General features: G+C 72.9%; 14 protein-coding genes and 1 pseudogene. 12 read left to right on the forward strand and 3 right to left on the reverse strand.

Going from position 1 to position 15222, the window contains the following annotated elements; all coding sequences use genetic code 11:
- Positions 1–19: 19 nt before the first annotated feature.
- The 6 genes and pseudogenes from AB0C04_RS05795 to AB0C04_RS05820 form a co-directional block, all read left to right on the forward strand.
- The gene (locus AB0C04_RS05795) at positions 20–859 is read left to right on the forward strand and encodes an ABC transporter permease (RefSeq protein WP_357048794.1); all 840 of its coding nucleotides are present in this window, start codon (positions 20–22) and stop codon (positions 857–859) included.
- Positions 856–2277, forward strand: coding sequence for an FAD-dependent oxidoreductase (locus AB0C04_RS05800; protein WP_357048797.1), 1422 nt, complete (start codon positions 856–858; stop codon positions 2275–2277). The genes AB0C04_RS05795 and AB0C04_RS05800 overlap by 4 nt, the downstream gene beginning before the upstream one ends.
- Positions 2277–3479 (forward strand): saccharopine dehydrogenase C-terminal domain-containing protein, encoded by a 1203-nt coding sequence (locus AB0C04_RS05805; RefSeq protein WP_357048801.1) that lies wholly within the window; start codon positions 2277–2279, stop codon positions 3477–3479. Before AB0C04_RS05800 ends, AB0C04_RS05805 begins: the two co-directional genes overlap by 1 nt.
- Complete coding sequence (speB, locus tag AB0C04_RS05810; RefSeq protein ID WP_357048803.1) at positions 3476–4489, forward strand: agmatinase; 1014 nt, start codon at positions 3476–3478, stop codon at positions 4487–4489. Before AB0C04_RS05805 ends, speB begins: the two co-directional genes overlap by 4 nt.
- 45 nt (positions 4490–4534) lie before the next feature.
- On the forward strand, positions 4535–4888 hold the full coding sequence (locus AB0C04_RS05815; protein ID WP_357048806.1) for a hypothetical protein: 354 nt from the start codon (positions 4535–4537) through the stop codon (positions 4886–4888).
- A 578-nt stretch (positions 4889–5466) separates the two neighbouring features.
- Positions 5467–5835 (forward strand): annotated as a pseudogene (locus AB0C04_RS05820) (hypothetical protein); the annotation flags it as partial.
- Between the two features lie 192 nt (positions 5836–6027).
- On the opposite strand, the gene AB0C04_RS05825 reads toward AB0C04_RS05820, so the two are convergent.
- From AB0C04_RS05825 to AB0C04_RS05835, 3 genes are read right to left on the reverse strand one after another with little or no spacing between them, the layout of a single operon-like run.
- Complete coding sequence (locus AB0C04_RS05825; RefSeq protein ID WP_357048809.1) at positions 6028–6375, reverse strand: DUF779 domain-containing protein; 348 nt, start codon at positions 6373–6375, stop codon at positions 6028–6030.
- On the reverse strand, positions 6375–7880 hold the full coding sequence (gene adh, locus AB0C04_RS05830; RefSeq protein ID WP_357048812.1) for an aldehyde dehydrogenase: 1506 nt from the start codon (positions 7878–7880) through the stop codon (positions 6375–6377). The genes AB0C04_RS05825 and adh overlap by 1 nt, the downstream gene beginning before the upstream one ends.
- A 39-nt stretch (positions 7881–7919) precedes the next feature.
- The gene (locus AB0C04_RS05835; protein WP_357048815.1) at positions 7920–9221 is read right to left on the reverse strand and encodes a GAF domain-containing protein; all 1302 of its coding nucleotides are present in this window, start codon (positions 9219–9221) and stop codon (positions 7920–7922) included.
- Positions 9222–9367: 146 nt separating this feature from the next.
- On the opposite strand from AB0C04_RS05835, the gene AB0C04_RS05840 reads away from it, so the two are divergent.
- From AB0C04_RS05840 to AB0C04_RS05865, 6 genes are all read left to right on the forward strand, one after another.
- Positions 9368–10228 carry a hypothetical protein gene (locus tag AB0C04_RS05840; protein WP_357048818.1) on the forward strand — a complete coding sequence of 287 codons (861 nt, stop codon included), beginning with the start codon at positions 9368–9370 and terminating at the stop codon, positions 10226–10228.
- A 221-nt stretch (positions 10229–10449) separates the two neighbouring features.
- A complete protein-coding gene (locus AB0C04_RS05845) occupies positions 10450–11115 on the forward strand; it encodes a response regulator transcription factor (RefSeq protein ID WP_357048821.1) in 666 nt (221 codons plus the stop codon).
- Positions 11112–12170, forward strand: a complete 1059-nt coding sequence (locus tag AB0C04_RS05850) for a HAMP domain-containing sensor histidine kinase (RefSeq protein WP_357048825.1) — start codon at positions 11112–11114, stop codon at positions 12168–12170. The genes AB0C04_RS05845 and AB0C04_RS05850 overlap by 4 nt, the downstream gene beginning before the upstream one ends.
- Positions 12171–12342: 172 nt before the next feature.
- Positions 12343–13371 (forward strand): pyridoxal-phosphate dependent enzyme, encoded by a 1029-nt coding sequence (locus AB0C04_RS05855; RefSeq protein WP_357048828.1) that lies wholly within the window; start codon positions 12343–12345, stop codon positions 13369–13371.
- Positions 13368–14501: a D-alanine--D-alanine ligase family protein gene (locus AB0C04_RS05860; protein WP_357048831.1), complete on the forward strand. Its 1134-nt coding sequence runs from the start codon at positions 13368–13370 to the stop codon at positions 14499–14501. Before AB0C04_RS05855 ends, AB0C04_RS05860 begins: the two co-directional genes overlap by 4 nt.
- Positions 14498–15133 carry a M15 family metallopeptidase gene (locus tag AB0C04_RS05865; protein WP_357048834.1) on the forward strand — a complete coding sequence of 212 codons (636 nt, stop codon included), beginning with the start codon at positions 14498–14500 and terminating at the stop codon, positions 15131–15133. The genes AB0C04_RS05860 and AB0C04_RS05865 overlap by 4 nt, the downstream gene beginning before the upstream one ends.
- Positions 15134–15222: the final 89 nt, after the last annotated feature.

Genomic DNA, 15222 nt, shown 5'->3' on the forward strand with positions numbered 1-15222 from the left:
CGAACGAAAGGGGGGCCCTGTGAGGTTCTCCCGATGGCTGGCTGATCGGTGGGTGATGGGCCTGGCGCTGCTGGTGCTCGGCTACCTGTCGCTGCCGATCGTGGTGGTGGCCGGGCTGTCGTTCAACCGCCCGTCCAGCCGGCTCTCCTACGACTTCAACGAGTTCACCCTCGACAACTGGCGCAACCCGTGTGCCACCTCCGACATGTGCGACGCGGTGCTGCGCAGCGTGCAGATCGGCTTCATCGCCACCGTGGTCGCCACGCTGCTCGGCACGCTGATGGCGTTCGCGCTGGTCCGGCACCGCTTCCGTGGCCGGGCCGGGATCAACGTGCTGATCTTCCTGCCGATGGCCACCCCGGAGCTGGTGATGGGCACCTCGCTGCTCGCCCTCTTCGTCTCCGCCGGGGTGCCGCAGGGCTTCTGGACCATCGTCATCGCGCACGTGATGTTCTGCGTCTCGTTCGTGGTGGTCACCGTCAAGGCGCGGCTGGCCGGGATGGACTCCCGGCTGGAGGAGGCCGCGATGGACCTCTACGCCAACGAGTGGCAGACCTTCCGGCGGATCACCCTGCCGCTGGTGCTGCCCGGCATCGTGGCCGCCGCGCTGCTCGCCTTCTCGTTGAGCTTCGACGACTTCATCATCACGAACTTCAACGCCGGCACCACCGTCACGTTCCCGATGTACGTCTGGGGTGCCGCCCAGCGGGGCATCCCGCCGCAGGTCAACGTCATCGGCACGGCGATGTTCGTGATCGCGCTGCTGCTGGTGCTGGCCAGTACGCTGCGCGGCCGGCGGACCCGCCGGGCCGCCCTGCCGGTCAGCCCGGTGGGCGGAACCGCCCGGCGCCCGTCATGACCCGCCCCGGCATCGGCCGGGCGCTGGCCGACGCGGCGCCCGTGCCGTACTGGCTGGACCGCCCGGAACGGCCCGACCCGCTCCCGCCGCTGCACGGCACGCATGCCGCCGATCTGCTCGTCGTCGGCGGCGGTTACAGCGGGCTCTGGACCGCGCTGCTGGCCAAGCGGGACGACCCAGGCCGGGACGTGCTCCTGGTCGACGCGGGCAGCTGCGGCTGGGCGGCGTCCGGACGCAACGGCGGGTTCTGCGCCGCCTCCCTCACCCACGGGCTGGCCAACGGGGCCGAGCGGTTCCCCGGCGAGATCGACGAGCTGGAACGGCTCGGCCGGGAGAACCTCGACGCCATCGCCGCGACCGTCGCCGAGTTCGGCATCGACTGCGACTTCGAGCGCACCGGCGAACTCGCGGTCGCCGTCGAGCCGTACCAGCTCGACGGGCTCGCCGAGGAGGCTGAGCTGGCCCGCCGGTACGGCCACGACGTTTGGCTGCTCGACGCCGACGAGGTACGCGCCGAGGTCGACTCGCCGACGTACCTCGGCGGGATGTGGGACCGCAACCGGGTGGCCATGCTCGACCCGGCGAAGCTCGCCTGGGGGCTGCGCCGGGCCTGCCTGAGCCTCGGGGTGCGGATCGCCGAGCACACCCGGGTGACCGGGCTGCGCCGCGACGGGGCCGCGCTAGGGGCCAACACCGTCGGTGGCCGGGACGCCGCACCCGGCCATGTCCGCGCCCGGCAGGTCGTGCTCGCCACGAACGCGTTCCCGCCGTTGCTGCGCCGGCTGCGCTCCTGGCTGGTGCCGGTCTACGACTACGCGCTGATGACCGAGCCGCTCGGCGACGACGAGCGGAAGTCGATCGGCTGGGCGAATCGCCAGGGTCTCGCGGACACCGGCAACCAGTTCCACTACTACCGCATCACCACCGACGGACGGATCCTCTTCGGCGGGTACGACGCCGTCTACCACTACGGCAACCGGACGACCCCGGCCCTGGAGCAGCGCTGGGACACCTTCAACGCGCTCGCCGACCACTTCTTCACCACGTTCCCGCAGCTGGACGGTCTCCAGTTCAGTCACCGGTGGGGCGGGGTGATCGACACCTGCACCCGGTTCTGCCCGTTCTTCGGCACCGCCTACGACGGGCGGCTGGCGTACGCGGCCGGCTACACCGGCCTCGGCGTCGGGGCCACCCGGTTCGGCGCCCGGGTGATGCTCGACCTGCTCGCCGGCGGGGACACCCCGCTGACCCGGCTCGACCTGGTGCGCAGCGCGCCACTGCCGTTCCCGCCGGAGCCGTTCCGCGCGGCCGGCATCAACCTCACCCGCTGGTCGCTCGCCCGCGCCGACGAGCGCGAGGGGCGGCGCAACCTCTGGCTCCGTACGCTCGATCGTCTTGGTTTGGGGTTCGATTCCTGATGCGCATCCTGCTCGTCGGCGCCGGTGGCGTCGGCTCCGCCGCCGTATCCATCGCCGCCCGCCGCTCCTTCTTCGAAACGATGGTGGTCGCCGACTACGACCTGGGCCGGGCGAGCCGGGCCATCGCCGAACACGACGGCCGGTTCGTCGCCGCCCCGGTGGACGCCTCGTCGGCGGAGGCCGTCGCCGCGCTCTGCCGGGAGCACCGGATCACCCACGTGCTCAACGCCGTCGATCCGCGCTTCGTGCTGCCGATCTTCGAGGGTGCCTTCGCGGCCGGGGCCGACTACCTGGACATGGCGATGTCGCTGTCCCGCCCGCACCCCACCCACCCGCACGCGGAGACCGGCGTGAAGCTCGGCGACGAGCAGTTCGCGCGCGCCGATGAGTGGGCCACGGCCGGCCGGCTGGCGCTCTGCGGCATCGGCGTCGAGCCCGGGCTCTCCGACGTCTTCGCCCGCTACGCCGCCGAGGAGCTCTTCGCCGAGATCGACGAGATCGGGGTACGCGACGGCGCGAACCTCACCGTCGACGGCTACGACTTCGCCCCGTCCTTCTCCATCTGGACGACCATCGAGGAATGCCTGAACCCGCCGGTGGTCTGGGAGGCCGACCGCGGCTGGTACACCACGGCGCCCTTCTCCGAGCCTGAGGTCTTCGAGTTTCCCGAGGGGATCGGCCCGGTCGAGTGCGTCAACGTGGAGCACGAGGAGGTGCTGCTCATTCCGCGCTGGGTCGACGCGAAGCGGGTCACCTTCAAGTACGGCCTCGGCGACGAGTTCATCGAGGTGCTCAAGACGCTGCACAAGCTGGGACTGGACTCGACCGCACCGGTCCGGGTCGGCGGCGCCGCGGTGTCGCCCCGGGACGTGGTGGCCGCCTGCCTGCCCGACCCGGCCACCCTGGGCGAGAGGATGCGCGGCAAGACCTGCGCCGGCACCTACGTCACCGGCACCGGCGTCGACGGCCGCCCCCGGCGGGTCTACCTCTACCACGTGGTCGACAACGAGTGGTCGATGAAGGAGTACGGACACCAGGCGGTGGTCTGGCAGACCGCGGTCAACCCGGTGGTGGCGCTGGAGCTGCTCGCCGGCGGCGACTGGGCCGGGACCGGCGTGCTCGGCCCGGAGGCGCTGCCGCCACGACCCTTCCTGGACCTTCTCACCGGATACGGCTCACCCTGGGGGATGCAGGAGCGATGAGTCGCTACGGAGCGATGTACGGGCCCGACCTGACCTTCCTCGGGGTGCCCGCGTGTGACCTGTCCGAGCCGGCGTCGTTCGCCGACGCGGACGTGGTGATCGTCGGGGCGCCGTTCGACGGGGGCACCTCGCACCGGCCGGGTACCCGGTTCGGGCCGTCGGCCATCCGGCAGGCCTGCTACCTGCCGCACGACGGTTCCCGCCCCTCGCTGGCGCTGCGCGTCGACGGCCTGCAGGACCTGCGGGTGTACGACGCCGGCGACGTGGAGATGTTCGCCGGCGACATCGAGCGGTCGCTGGGCGCCCTCGAAGCCGCGGTGCACGCGGTCGCCTCGTCGGGCGCGATCCCGATCGTGCTCGGCGGCGACCACTCCATCGCCCTGCCGGACGCCACCGGGGTGGCCCGGCAGCACGGGCTGGGCCGGGTGTCGCTGGTGCACTTCGACGCGCACGCCGACACCGGCGACATCGAGTTCGGCAGCCTGCACGGGCACGGCCAGCCGATGCGCCGGCTGATCGAATCCGGGGCGGTGCGCGGCGACCGGTTCCTCCAGATCGGACTGCGCGGCTACTGGCCCGGCCCCGACACGCTGTCCTGGATGGCGGAGCAGCGGATGCGCTCGTACGAGATGACCGAACTGGTGGCCCGGGGTCTCGACGACTGCCTGTCGGAGGCCTTCGCCATCGCCACGGACGAGTGCGAGGGGGTGTTCCTCTCCGTCGACGTGGACGTGGTCGACCCGGGCATGGCGCCGGGCACCGGGACACCCGAGCCGGGCGGGCTCACCTCCCGCCAACTGCTCGACGCGGTCCGCCGCTGCTGCTACGAACTGCCCGTGGTCGGAGTGGACGTGGTCGAGGTCGCCCCGCCGTACGACCATGCCGACATCACCGCGTACCTGGGCAATCGGGTGGTGCTGGAGGCGCTGTCGGCGATCGCCCGCCGCCGCCGCGACGCCGCCGGCGGCCCACCCTGGGATCCCCGCCAGCCCCTGCTCGACGGCCGCTGACCACGCCGGTACCCAATCGCCGCTCTGCGGGGCGATAATCGGGCGATGGGCCAGACCACCGCCGAGCAGTCGCCACCCCGCCGCCCCGACGCGCGGGCGGCCGTCCTGGTCACGCTCGGCTGGTACGCCGTGCTCATCGCGGCCGGCTTCGGCGGGGCCGCCCTGCTCTCCGGGGCCGTACCGGCTGGCTGCGGCGACGAGTGCACCTCGGAGCGGGACGGCTGGCTGCTCTTCGGCCTCTACACCGTGACGCCGGCGCTCTTCGTGGCGATGCTGGTCAGCCTCGTCCTGCTCCGGCTGACGGCGACCCGTCTGCGCTCCGCCCTCGCGGCCGGCACGCTCTCCGCCGTACCCCTGCTGCTGCTCGCCGGCGGCCTGGCCGCCCTGATCCTGCGGTAGTCCTGGCTCCGCCGCGATCGGCTCGGTCTCCGGTGGCCGATCGGATCGTGACGCAGGGGTGGGTGTGGGAGCTAGCACGGCGGGGGCCGGGGCGGGAAGTTTCCACAGGAGGGTGGGTTGTCCACAGGGCGCCTGCTCGGGGTCGAGTGGAGTGCTGGAGTGCTGCAGCGTGCCGGGGCATGTCAGAGCTGTACCGCTACTCGGATCTGCTGAGATCGGGCGTTACCCGGGAGCAGGTGCGACAACGTCTCGAGGCTGGGCAGCTGGGTCGGCTTTCGAGAGGGGTCTACGGGCCGGCTGACGATCCGATCCGCCGCCTGCCGGCGCTCTTCCGGCGGCTTCCCGAAGGTGCCGTCGTCGGGTTCTCCACCGGCGCTCAACTGCACGGCTTCGGGGCTGCCCGCGGAGACGTCCACGTGATCGTGCCCGCAGGTGTGGTCGTACCGAGGATCAGAGGCATCGTCGCCCACGAGGCTGTGCTGCCGGTTCGGGATCCCGTGCAGCTGGCCGGAGTGCCCTGCGCACCGGCTGCCCGATGTGCCGTCGACCTTGCCCGGACGGCGCGCCGGATGGATGCGATGCCGTTGCTGGACCTGTGTCTGCGGGTGGGCGCGTGCCGGCCGGAGGAGCTTCTGATTGAGGCAACGCGCCATGCCCGGTTGCGCGGCGTATGCCAGGCAAGGCAACTGGTCCGGCTCGCCGACCCGCGCTCGGAGTGTCGGCAGGAGAGTCAGTTGCGGCTTCTGCTGATCGATGGCGGTCTGCCCGCACCTGAGCCCCAGTTGTGGGTGCGGGACAGGAACGGCATCCCGCTCTACCGGCTTGATCTCGGCTACCGGAAACGCCGCGTCGGCGTCGAGTACGACGGCAGGACCCACCTCGATCGCGACCGTCTCCGGCGTGACCGGTCACGAATGAACTGGCTCGCGGCCAACGGTTGGCGGATGCGCTACTTCACCGACATCGACCTCTATCAACGCCCGCAACAGATCCTCGCCACCATCACCCCGCTCCTCCACCCTGACCCCGCCCCTGCCCGGTCGATCTTGCAGTTGTGGTGCCTCACAAAACGCGCGAACCGCGAGCAAACAGGCACCACAACTGCAAGATCGCCGGGGCGCGGCGGGGTTGGGTGGGGGTCAGGCCGCCAGGTGGGAGCGGATCAGGAATCGCACGCCTTCGGGGGCTTCGAGGGAGAAGCCGCTGCCTCGGCCGGGTACGACGTCGACGGTGAGGCGGGTGTGTTTCCACAGCTCCCACTGGCTCGTCGACATCCAGAACTCGACCGGCTCCGGTACGCCGTCGATGCGCAGCGACGCGAGCAGCACGTCCGAGCCGCCGGTGCGGAACTCGCCGGCCGGGTAGCACATCGGGGCGCTGCCGTCGCAGCAGCCGCCGGACTGGTGGAACATCAGCGGCCCGTGCTGCTCCCGCAGTGACCGGAGCAGCACGGCCGCGGCCGGCGTCACGCCCACCGGATCAGCCATCAGAAGAAGCCGAGCTTCTTGGGGGAGTAGCTGACCAGCAGGTTCTTCGTCTGCTGGTAGTGCTCCAGCATCATCTTGTGGTTCTCCCGGCCGATGCCGGACTGCTTGTACCCGCCGAACGCGGCGTGCGCCGGGTAGGCGTGGTAGCAGTTGGTCCAGACCCGGCCGGCCTGGATCGCCCGCCCCGCGCGGTAGGCGGTGTTCATGTCCCGGGTCCAGACGCCCGCGCCGAGCCCGTAGAGCGTGTCGTTGGCGATCTTCACGGCGTCGTCGAGGTCAGCGAAGGAGGTCACCGAGACCACCGGGCCGAAGATCTCCTCCTGGAAGATCCGCATCGAGTTGTCGCCCTCGAAGATGGTTGGTTCAACGTAGTAGCCGCCCGACAGGTCGCCACCCAGGTCCGCCCGTGATCCTCCGGTCAGTACCTTCGCGCCCTCCTGCCGGCCGATGTCCAGGTAGGACAGGATCTTCTCCAGCTGGTCGTTCGACGCCTGCGCGCCGATCATCGTGTCGGTGTCCAGCGGGTGCCCCTGCTTGATCGCCGCGGTGCGGGACACGGCCGCCGCCAGGAAGTCCGAGTAGTGGCCCTGCTGGATCAGCGCCCGGGACGGGCAGGTGCACACCTCACCCTGGTTGAGCGCGAACATGGCGAATCCTTCGAGCGCCTTGTCCAGGAAGTCGTCGGAAGCAGCGCTGACGTCGTCGAAGAAGAGGTTGGGGCTCTTGCCGCCCAGCTCCAGGGTCACCGGCTTGATGTTCTCGCTGGCGTACTGCATGATCAGCCGCCCGGTGGTGGTCTCGCCGGTGAACGCCACCTTGGCCACCCGCGGCGAGGAGGCCAGCGGCTTGCCCGCCTCGACGCCGAAGCCGTTGACCACGTTGACCACGCCGGGCGGCAGCAGGTCGGCCACGAGCGACAGCCAGTAGTGGATGGACGCGGGGGTCTGCTCGGCCGGCTTGAGCACCACGGCGTTGCCGGCCGCGAGGGCCGGGGCCAGCTTCCAGGTCGCCATGAGCAGCGGGAAGTTCCACGGGATGATCTGCCCGACCACGCCGAGCGGTTCGTGGAAGTGGTAGGCGACGGTGTCGTCGTCCAACTCGCCGAGGGAGCCCTCCTGAGCCCGGATCGCCCCGGCGAAGTAGCGGAAGTGGTCGATGGCGAGCGGGATGTCGGCGGCCAGCGTCTCGCGTACCGGCTTGCCGTTCTCCCAGGTCTCGGCGACTGCCAGGGACTCCAGGTTCTCCTGCATCCGGTCGGCGATCCGGTTGAGGATCAGCGACCGTTCGGCGACCGAGGTGCGGCCCCACGCGTCGGCGGCGCCGTGCGCGGCGTCGAGCGCCTTCTCGACGTCGTCGACGGTGCCCCGGGCCACCTCGCAGAAGGTCTGCCCGGTGACCGGGGTGGGGTTCTCGAAGTACCGTCCGCCGTGCGGCTTGACGTACTCGCCGCCGATGAAGTGGTCGTAGCGGGACTGCCAGTGGGTGGGCGCGTCATAGCGCGTCATGGTTACCTCCGCCGTCAAGGTGCGGTGACGGCGGCGACGTTAGTTTCGCCGACGTTGCAGCCACGTTGCGCGCGGTAGGTCGTACTCCCCGGCGAGCTGTTGGATGCGAGCCACCGCGAGGGGCCGGCGCGGCGCGCCCGGCGGCAGCGCCCGGGCCAGCGCCTGCCAGGCTGCCAGGTCGTCGGCGCCGGTGGGCGTCGCGGTCCAGGCCGTGAGCAGCGCCGGGTCCGCGGCGGCCAGCACGGCCGCGCGGAGCTGGCCGTCGATCAACCGGCGCAGGCGCGTCACGCCCGGTGCGTCCGACCCGGGCAGCAGAGCGCCGGGGTACGCCTCGAGCGCGCCCGCCGGGTCGCCCCGGTCGAGCAGTTCGACGACGGTACGGAAGTCGGCGCGCACCCTTGCCCGCAGCCGGTACGGGCGGGAGTCGAGCAGCTCCGGGCCGAGCACCCGGCGCAGCCGGGACAGCTCGGCGCGCAGGGTCACCGGGTGCAGCCGGTCGTCGCCGTACAGGTCGAGGCCGAGCTGCTCGCCGGTGCGCCCCTCGGGGTGGTCGATCAGCAGCGCCAGCAGCTCGCTGTGCCGGCGGCCGAGCCGGATCCGCCGCCCGTCGACGCGCAGCTCCGCCTCGTCCCGGCCGAGCGCGGCGACGGTGAGCACGCCCGGCTCGACCGGGTCGGCGACGAGCTGCGCCTCGGCGGCCCGGGCGGTGGCGCGCACCAGGGCCAGGCTCTGCGGGTTGGCCAGGTGGTCGCCGCCGGTGATGTCGACCGCGCCGAGCAGCCGGCCGGTGCCCGGGTCGTGAATCGGCGCGGCGGCGCAGGTCCAGCGCTGCACCGGCCGGCTGAAGTGTTCGGTGGCGAAGATCTGCACGCTGTGGTCGACCGCCAGGGCGGTGCCGGGGGCGTTGGTGCCGGCGTGCGCCTCGTCCCACCGGGCGCCGGGCACGAAGTTCATCCGCTCCGCGTGCCGGAGCACCCCAGGGTGCCCCTCCACCCAGAGCAGCCGCCCGTACGCGTCGCAGACCGCCATCAGGTGGGCGCCGTCCTGCGCGATGCCGCCGAGCAGGTCGCGGAAGAGCGGCAGCACCCGGGCCAGTGGGTGGGCGGCTCGGTAGCTCTCCAGCATGTCGTCTGTCAGGTCGATCGGCGGGGTGGTCTCCGGGTCGAGCAGCGCCCCCGCCGAGCGGCGCCACGAGTTGGCGACCACGTCCCGCAGTCGCCGGTCGGTGCGGCGGGCAGCCTCCGGGCCGCCGGCGAGGAAGGCCTCGTGCGCGGCGCCGACCTGCGCGATCCGCTCCACCGGATCGACGCCGAATTCCAGGGCGAGCCACGGGTCGGCCATGGGCGACCTCCTCCCGCCCATGGTGACCCAGCTCACCCTCGATCGCCAAGCACGGGGCGGTCGATCGAAATCTAGCCATTGACAAGATAGCTCTCGCGGCGATAACTTGACGACGACAAGATTGGGTGTTCGGGGAGGTCGGGACGATGGAGTTCGCAATGGTGCGGCAGCTGTGGCAGTTGATCGAGCCGGTGCATGCGCTGCTCTACTACGCACCCGAGGTGGCCCAGGAGGCCGCCGCGCTCGGCCTGGCCACCGACGAGCGTTGGCCCGGCTACTTCGCATTCCGCTCCGCCCCGCTCGGCGCGGCCGGCCCGAACCTGGTCACCGCCACCTACTACAGCTTCAGTCCGAGCATGGTTGCCGAGTACGTCCCGGCGGTCTGGGCGACCGCCGACCCGGACAAGGTTCTCGCCGCCCGGCTGTCCGGGATGGACCGCGCGTTGCGCGCGGTGCTCGGCGACCGGGTCGACTCGCCGGAGCTGGCCGAGGCCGCGGCGCTGGCCTGCCGGGCTGCGCGGGCCGCAGATCTCGCCGGTCGGCCGTTGGCGGCGGCCAACGCCGACCTGCCCTGGCCGGACGCCCCGCACCTGGCGCTCTGGCAGGCCGCCACGATCCTGCGGGAACACCGGGGCGACGGACACGTCGCCGCGCTGCTCACCGCCGGGCTCGACCCTGTCGAGGCGCTGGTCTCCTTCGCCGCCGTCGGCGCCGCGCCGGAGGAGGTCTTCGCCAGCCGGCGGTGGTCCGCGCCGGAGTGGGCGGCCGCGCGGGACCGGCTCGCCACCCGCGGCCTGGTCGACGGCGCGGGCGTGGCGACCGACGCCGGCCACCGGCTCCGCGACGAGGTGGAGCGGCGGACGGACGAACTGGCCGTCGCGCCGTGGCGGGCGCTGGGCCCGGCGAGCGGGCGCTTCGCCCAGCTGGTCGCGCCGCTCACCGGGGCCGTGGTGGCGTCCGGGCTGCTGCCCGCACAGAGCACCCTCGGGATCCGCCGCCCCCGCTGACCTGTCGTGACGTAGCTCACTGCCGGCCCTCGGCTGCTCCGCGTCGGCACGGATGAACGCCCCAGAGGGCGCGGCACGTGCGTCGGCGTACCGCTCTGGCTTGCCCGCATTTGTCCCCGCACCGGCGGCGTGGAGGATGGCTGCGGCGGGTGCTTACAGAACCCTTAACTCCTGCTTGAGACGGTGTGCCGGACGACGAGGGAACCACGGGGAGCGGAAGCGTGCGGGTGCTGGTGGCGGACGACGAGCGGTTGTTGGCGGACACCGTCGCCGAGGGGCTGCGTCGCCTCTCGATGGCGGTCGACGTCTGCTACGACGGCGACGGTGCGCTGGAGCGGATCGGGGTCAACCGGTACGACGTGGCCGTGCTGGACCGGGACATGCCCGGTCACACCGGTGACGAGGTGTGCCGGAGCCTCGCCGGGTCGGACGCCGGCACCCGGGTGCTCCTGCTCACCGCGGCGGCCGGCATCCGGGACCGGGTGGAAGGCCTCGGGCTGGGCGCCGACGACTACCTGACCAAGCCCTTCGCCTTCGCCGAACTGGTCGCCCGGGTACAGGCGCTCGGCCGGCGGTCCGCCCCGGCGGTGCCGCCGGTGCTCGAGCAGCACGGTGTGCTGCTGGACGTGGCCCGGCACGCGGTCACCCGGGACGGTCAGCCGCTCAACCTGAGCCCGAAGGAGTTCGCCGTGCTGCACGTGCTGATGCGCGCGGACGGCCAGGTGGTCAGCGCGGAGGACCTGCTGGAGCAGGCATGGGACGAGTTCGCCGACCCGTTCACCAACGCGGTGCGGGTCACCGTGATGACCCTGCGCAAGAAGCTCGGCCAACCGGCCGTGATCCACACCGTGCCGAAGGCCGGCTACCGGCTCGGCGGGCCGGAGTGAACCCGCGCCGCCGCGTCCTGCTGGTCGGCGTGCTCGCCCTGCTCGTCGGGTACGCCCTGACCGGCCTGACGAAGTTGGTGCTGAGCCTGGTCTGGTACCGCGGCGTGCAGTTCTGCGACCTGTCGCTGCCCGGGTCGGGGGTGCTGTGCGAGCCGGCGCGCCGACTCGACGCCCTCCTGCTCCCGCTGGCGATGTTCGTCCTGCTCGTGGCCACGGGGACCGCCATCTGGGGCGCCGCGGTGTGGTGCCTGCGTCCGGTGCGGGACCTCGCCGGCCCTGTCGCGCAGGTGGGCCCGCAGAACCTCGGTCACCGGATCCGCCCGCGGGGCCGCGACGAGCTGGCCGGGCTCTCCCGTGCCATCGACGAGATGATGGAGCGCATCTCCGCCGGATACGAGGGGCAGCGGCGGTTCGCCGCGAACGCCTCGCACGAACTGCGTACGCCGCTCGCGGTGCAGCGGACGCTGATCGAGGTCAGCATGGCCCAGTCGCTCACCGGCGAGCAGCTCCAGCTGCTGACCGCCCAACTGCTGGAGACCAACGAGCGCAACGAGCGGCTCATCGAGGGGCTGCTCACGCTCAGCGAGAGCGACCAGGGGCTGCGCTCCCGTACGCCCCAGCGCCTCGACGAGATCGTCACCACCGTGCTCGCCGCGCACCAGGACCGGGTGACGGCGGCCGGCTTGACGGTGGAGACCCACCTGGCCCCGCGGGTGGTGCTGGGTGAACGGGTGCTGCTGGACCGCCTGGTGACCAACCTGGTGGAGAACGCCATCAAGTACAACCGGCCCGGCGGCACGCTCACCGTCGCGGTCGGCGCGACACCGGCGCTGACGGTGGTCAACACCGGCCAGGTGGTGCCGGCCGAGGCGGTCGCCGGTCTCTTCGAGCCGTTCCGGCGGCTGGCCCGGGACCGGACGAACCACGGCGGCGGGGCGGGGCTCGGCCTCGCCATCGCCCGCTCGATAACCCAGGCGCACGAAGGACTCATCGACGCCCGACCCGCCGAGTACGGCGGCCTGCGGATAGACGTCCAGCTACCCGCACCGCACTGACCCGGCGCAGCTCCGAGCGCCCCCGACGGGACCGCGTACCGCGGCACCCCGGCCTCCGTCGTGCCCGGAAACCGGCCGGCCCGCACCGCCGCGGGCGTCGGCCAACCCCGCAAGGCCGTCGACCAACGCCGGTCGGCCAACGCCGTCGACCGACCCGGAAGTAGGAGATGACATGTCCCGCACGAAGCCACCCGAGGCCGCCCCGGCCCGGGTCGACGTGCCGGAGGCCGCCCGGTGGCTCGCCGGCCGGGTGCTCCGCACCCCCGTGCTGCGCTCCCCGGCGATCGACCGGCTCGCCGGCGTCCGGGTGCTGATGAAGGCGGAGAACCTGCAGGCCGGCGGCTCGTACAAGATGCGCGGCGCACTGCTCGCGGTCGGCCGGCTCGCCGCGGCCGGACACCGCGGGGTGGTCGCGCAGAGCACCGGCAACCACGCGGTGGCGGTGGCGCTGGCGGCTCGCCGGTACGAGCTGACCGCCACGGTGGTGCTCCCGGCCGACGCGGCGCCGACCAAGGTCGCGCGGGCCCGGTCGGCGGGGGCGCGGGTAGTCCTCGCCGGCACCACCGTCGAGGAGCGGGTGGCCGTGGCCCACCGGATCAGCGACGAGACCGGTTCTCCGCTCGTCGACGCGTACGACCATCCGGACGTCGTCGCCGGCCAGGGCACCGCCAGCCTGGAGCTGATCGAGGAGGCCGAGCGGGCCGGCACCCCGCTGGACGCGCTGGTGCTGCCGGTCGGTGGCGGCGGCGGCGCGGCCGGTGCCTGCCTGGCTGCGGGTGACCGCCCGATCGAGGTGTACGGCGTCGAGCCGGTCGGCTGCGACTCGCTGGCCCGCAGCCTGGCCGCCGGCCGGCCGACCCCGGTCGAGCCGGCGCCGACGATCGCCGACGGCCTCCGGCCGTCCTGTGTCGGCACGCTGCCGTTCGCCATCCTGCGGACCAGCCTGCGCGGGGTGGTCCGGGTGGACGACGAGGAGATCGCGGCGGCGTTCCGGCTGCTGCTGCTGGAGCTGAAGGTGTTGGCCGAGCCGTCCGGGGCGGCCGGCCTGGCCGGGGCGCTACGCCTCGCGGCCGAGGCCGGACGGCGACACGGCACGGTCGGCGTGGTGCTGACCGGCGGCAACGTGGAGGCGGAACTGGTCGCCCGGCTGGCGACCGCCCGGCCCGCCCAACTGACGAGCATGGAGGGGGTGGCCGCATGAGCGCGCCGATCCGGATCGGAATTCTGTTCGGCGGGCCGTCGGCGGAGCACGAGGTCTCCTGCGCCTCCGCGCTCGGCGTGGCCCGGGCCCTGGCCGGCGGCGGGTACCGCGTCGTCGCCATCGGCGTCACCCGCACCGGCGGCTACCGGCTGGTCCCCGACGCGGTGCTGGCCGACCTCGTGGCCGGCACGGCGGCGGAACGGGCCATCGACGACCGGCTGACGGTGACCGGGCCAGCGGTGGAGCTGCGGCCGGGGCCCTGCCCCGGCACGGCGGTGGTCACCGCGGCGGACGCGCCCGGCGCGGTGCACGCCGAGCTGGACGTGGTCTTCCCGGTGCTGCACGGCCCGTTCGGCGAGGACGGCGTGGTGCAGGGGCTGCTCGAGGCGCTGGGCGTGCCGTACGTGGGGTGCGGGATCCTCGCCTCGGCGGTCGGGATGGACAAGGTGGCGATGAAGCGGGCGCTGCGTGCCGAGGGCGTGCCGATCACCCCGCACGTCTCGTTCGACGCGGAGACCTACCGGGCCGCCGAGGACCCGGAGAAGCTGGTGCTGGGGCTGCGCCGGCCGCTGTTCGTGAAGCCGGCCCGGATGGGCTCCTCGATCGGGATCTCCCGGGTGACCGACGGCGACGATCTGGCGACGGCGGTCGAGGAGGCGCTGCGGCACGACAACCTCGTCGTGGTCGAGCAGGGGGTGACCGGCCGGGAGCTGGAGTGTGGCGTGCTCGGCGGCTCCCGCCCGGAGGCGTCGACGGTGGGCGAGGTGCGGGTCACCGGCGGCTGGTTCGACTACCAGCAGAAATACTTCGGCGACGCCGACCCGATGGTCGTACCGGCGCCGCTGCCCGACGAGGTGACGGAGCGGATCCGGGAGCTGTCGTTGCGCGCGTTCGCCGCGATCGGCGGCTGGGGGCTGGCCCGGGTCGACTTCCTCTACGCCGAGGCGACCCGCGATCTCTACGTCAACGAACTGAACACCATGCCGGGCTTCACCGCGCATTCGATGTATCCGAAGGTGTGGGCGGCCGCCGGGGTCGGCTACCGGGAGATCCTCGACCGCCTGGTCGGGCTCGCCTTCACCCGGCACGCGGCCCGCCCCGCCGGCACCGTCGCGGGGGGTGCCCGGTGATCCTGCTCTCCGACCCCCGCGTCGCCGCGGTGACCGGAGCCGACGACGGCGAAGAGCTGGTGGACCTGCGCGAGCTGCCGGAGCTGCGGCTGGACGCCCGGGCGGCCGATCCGGCCGGGGCGTACGCCCGGCTGCGCCAGGGGGTCGCGGACCGGTTGCTGGCCGCGCAGCGCTCGCTCCCCGCCGGCCTGCGCCTGCTGGTCATCGAGGGGTACCGGCCGTACCGCGCGCAGCTGGACATCTTCACCGGCTACCAGGAGGTGCTGCGTCGCAGCCACCCGGACTGGTCGCCGCAGCGGGTGTACCGGGAGACCACGAAGTTCGTCGCCCCGGTCGAGGTGGCGCCGCACAGCACTGGCGGTGCGGTGGACCTGACGCTCTGCACCGACGACGGGGTCGAGGTGGAGATGGGCACCGCCGTGGACGCCACCCCCGAGGCCAGCCGCAACGCCTGCTACACCGCCGCGCCCTCGATCGGCGCCGCCGCCCGCCGGCACCGGCGGATCCTGGTCGACGCGCTGAGCGAGGTGGGCCTGGTGAACTACCCGACCGAGTGGTGGCACTGGTCGTACGGCGACCGGTACTGGGCGCTGCTCACCGGCGCGCCGCACACCCGTTACGGGCCGATCTGACCCACCGTCGGGATCCCGGTTCCGGCGGCGGTGAACGATTCGGCGCTCCCCATCCGTACCAGGCGTCGTAGGACACCACCGGACGACGG

This window comes from Micromonospora sp. NPDC048909 (genome assembly GCF_040649635.1).
In the GTDB taxonomy this organism is placed as follows: Bacteria; Actinomycetota; Actinomycetes; order Mycobacteriales; family Micromonosporaceae; genus Micromonospora.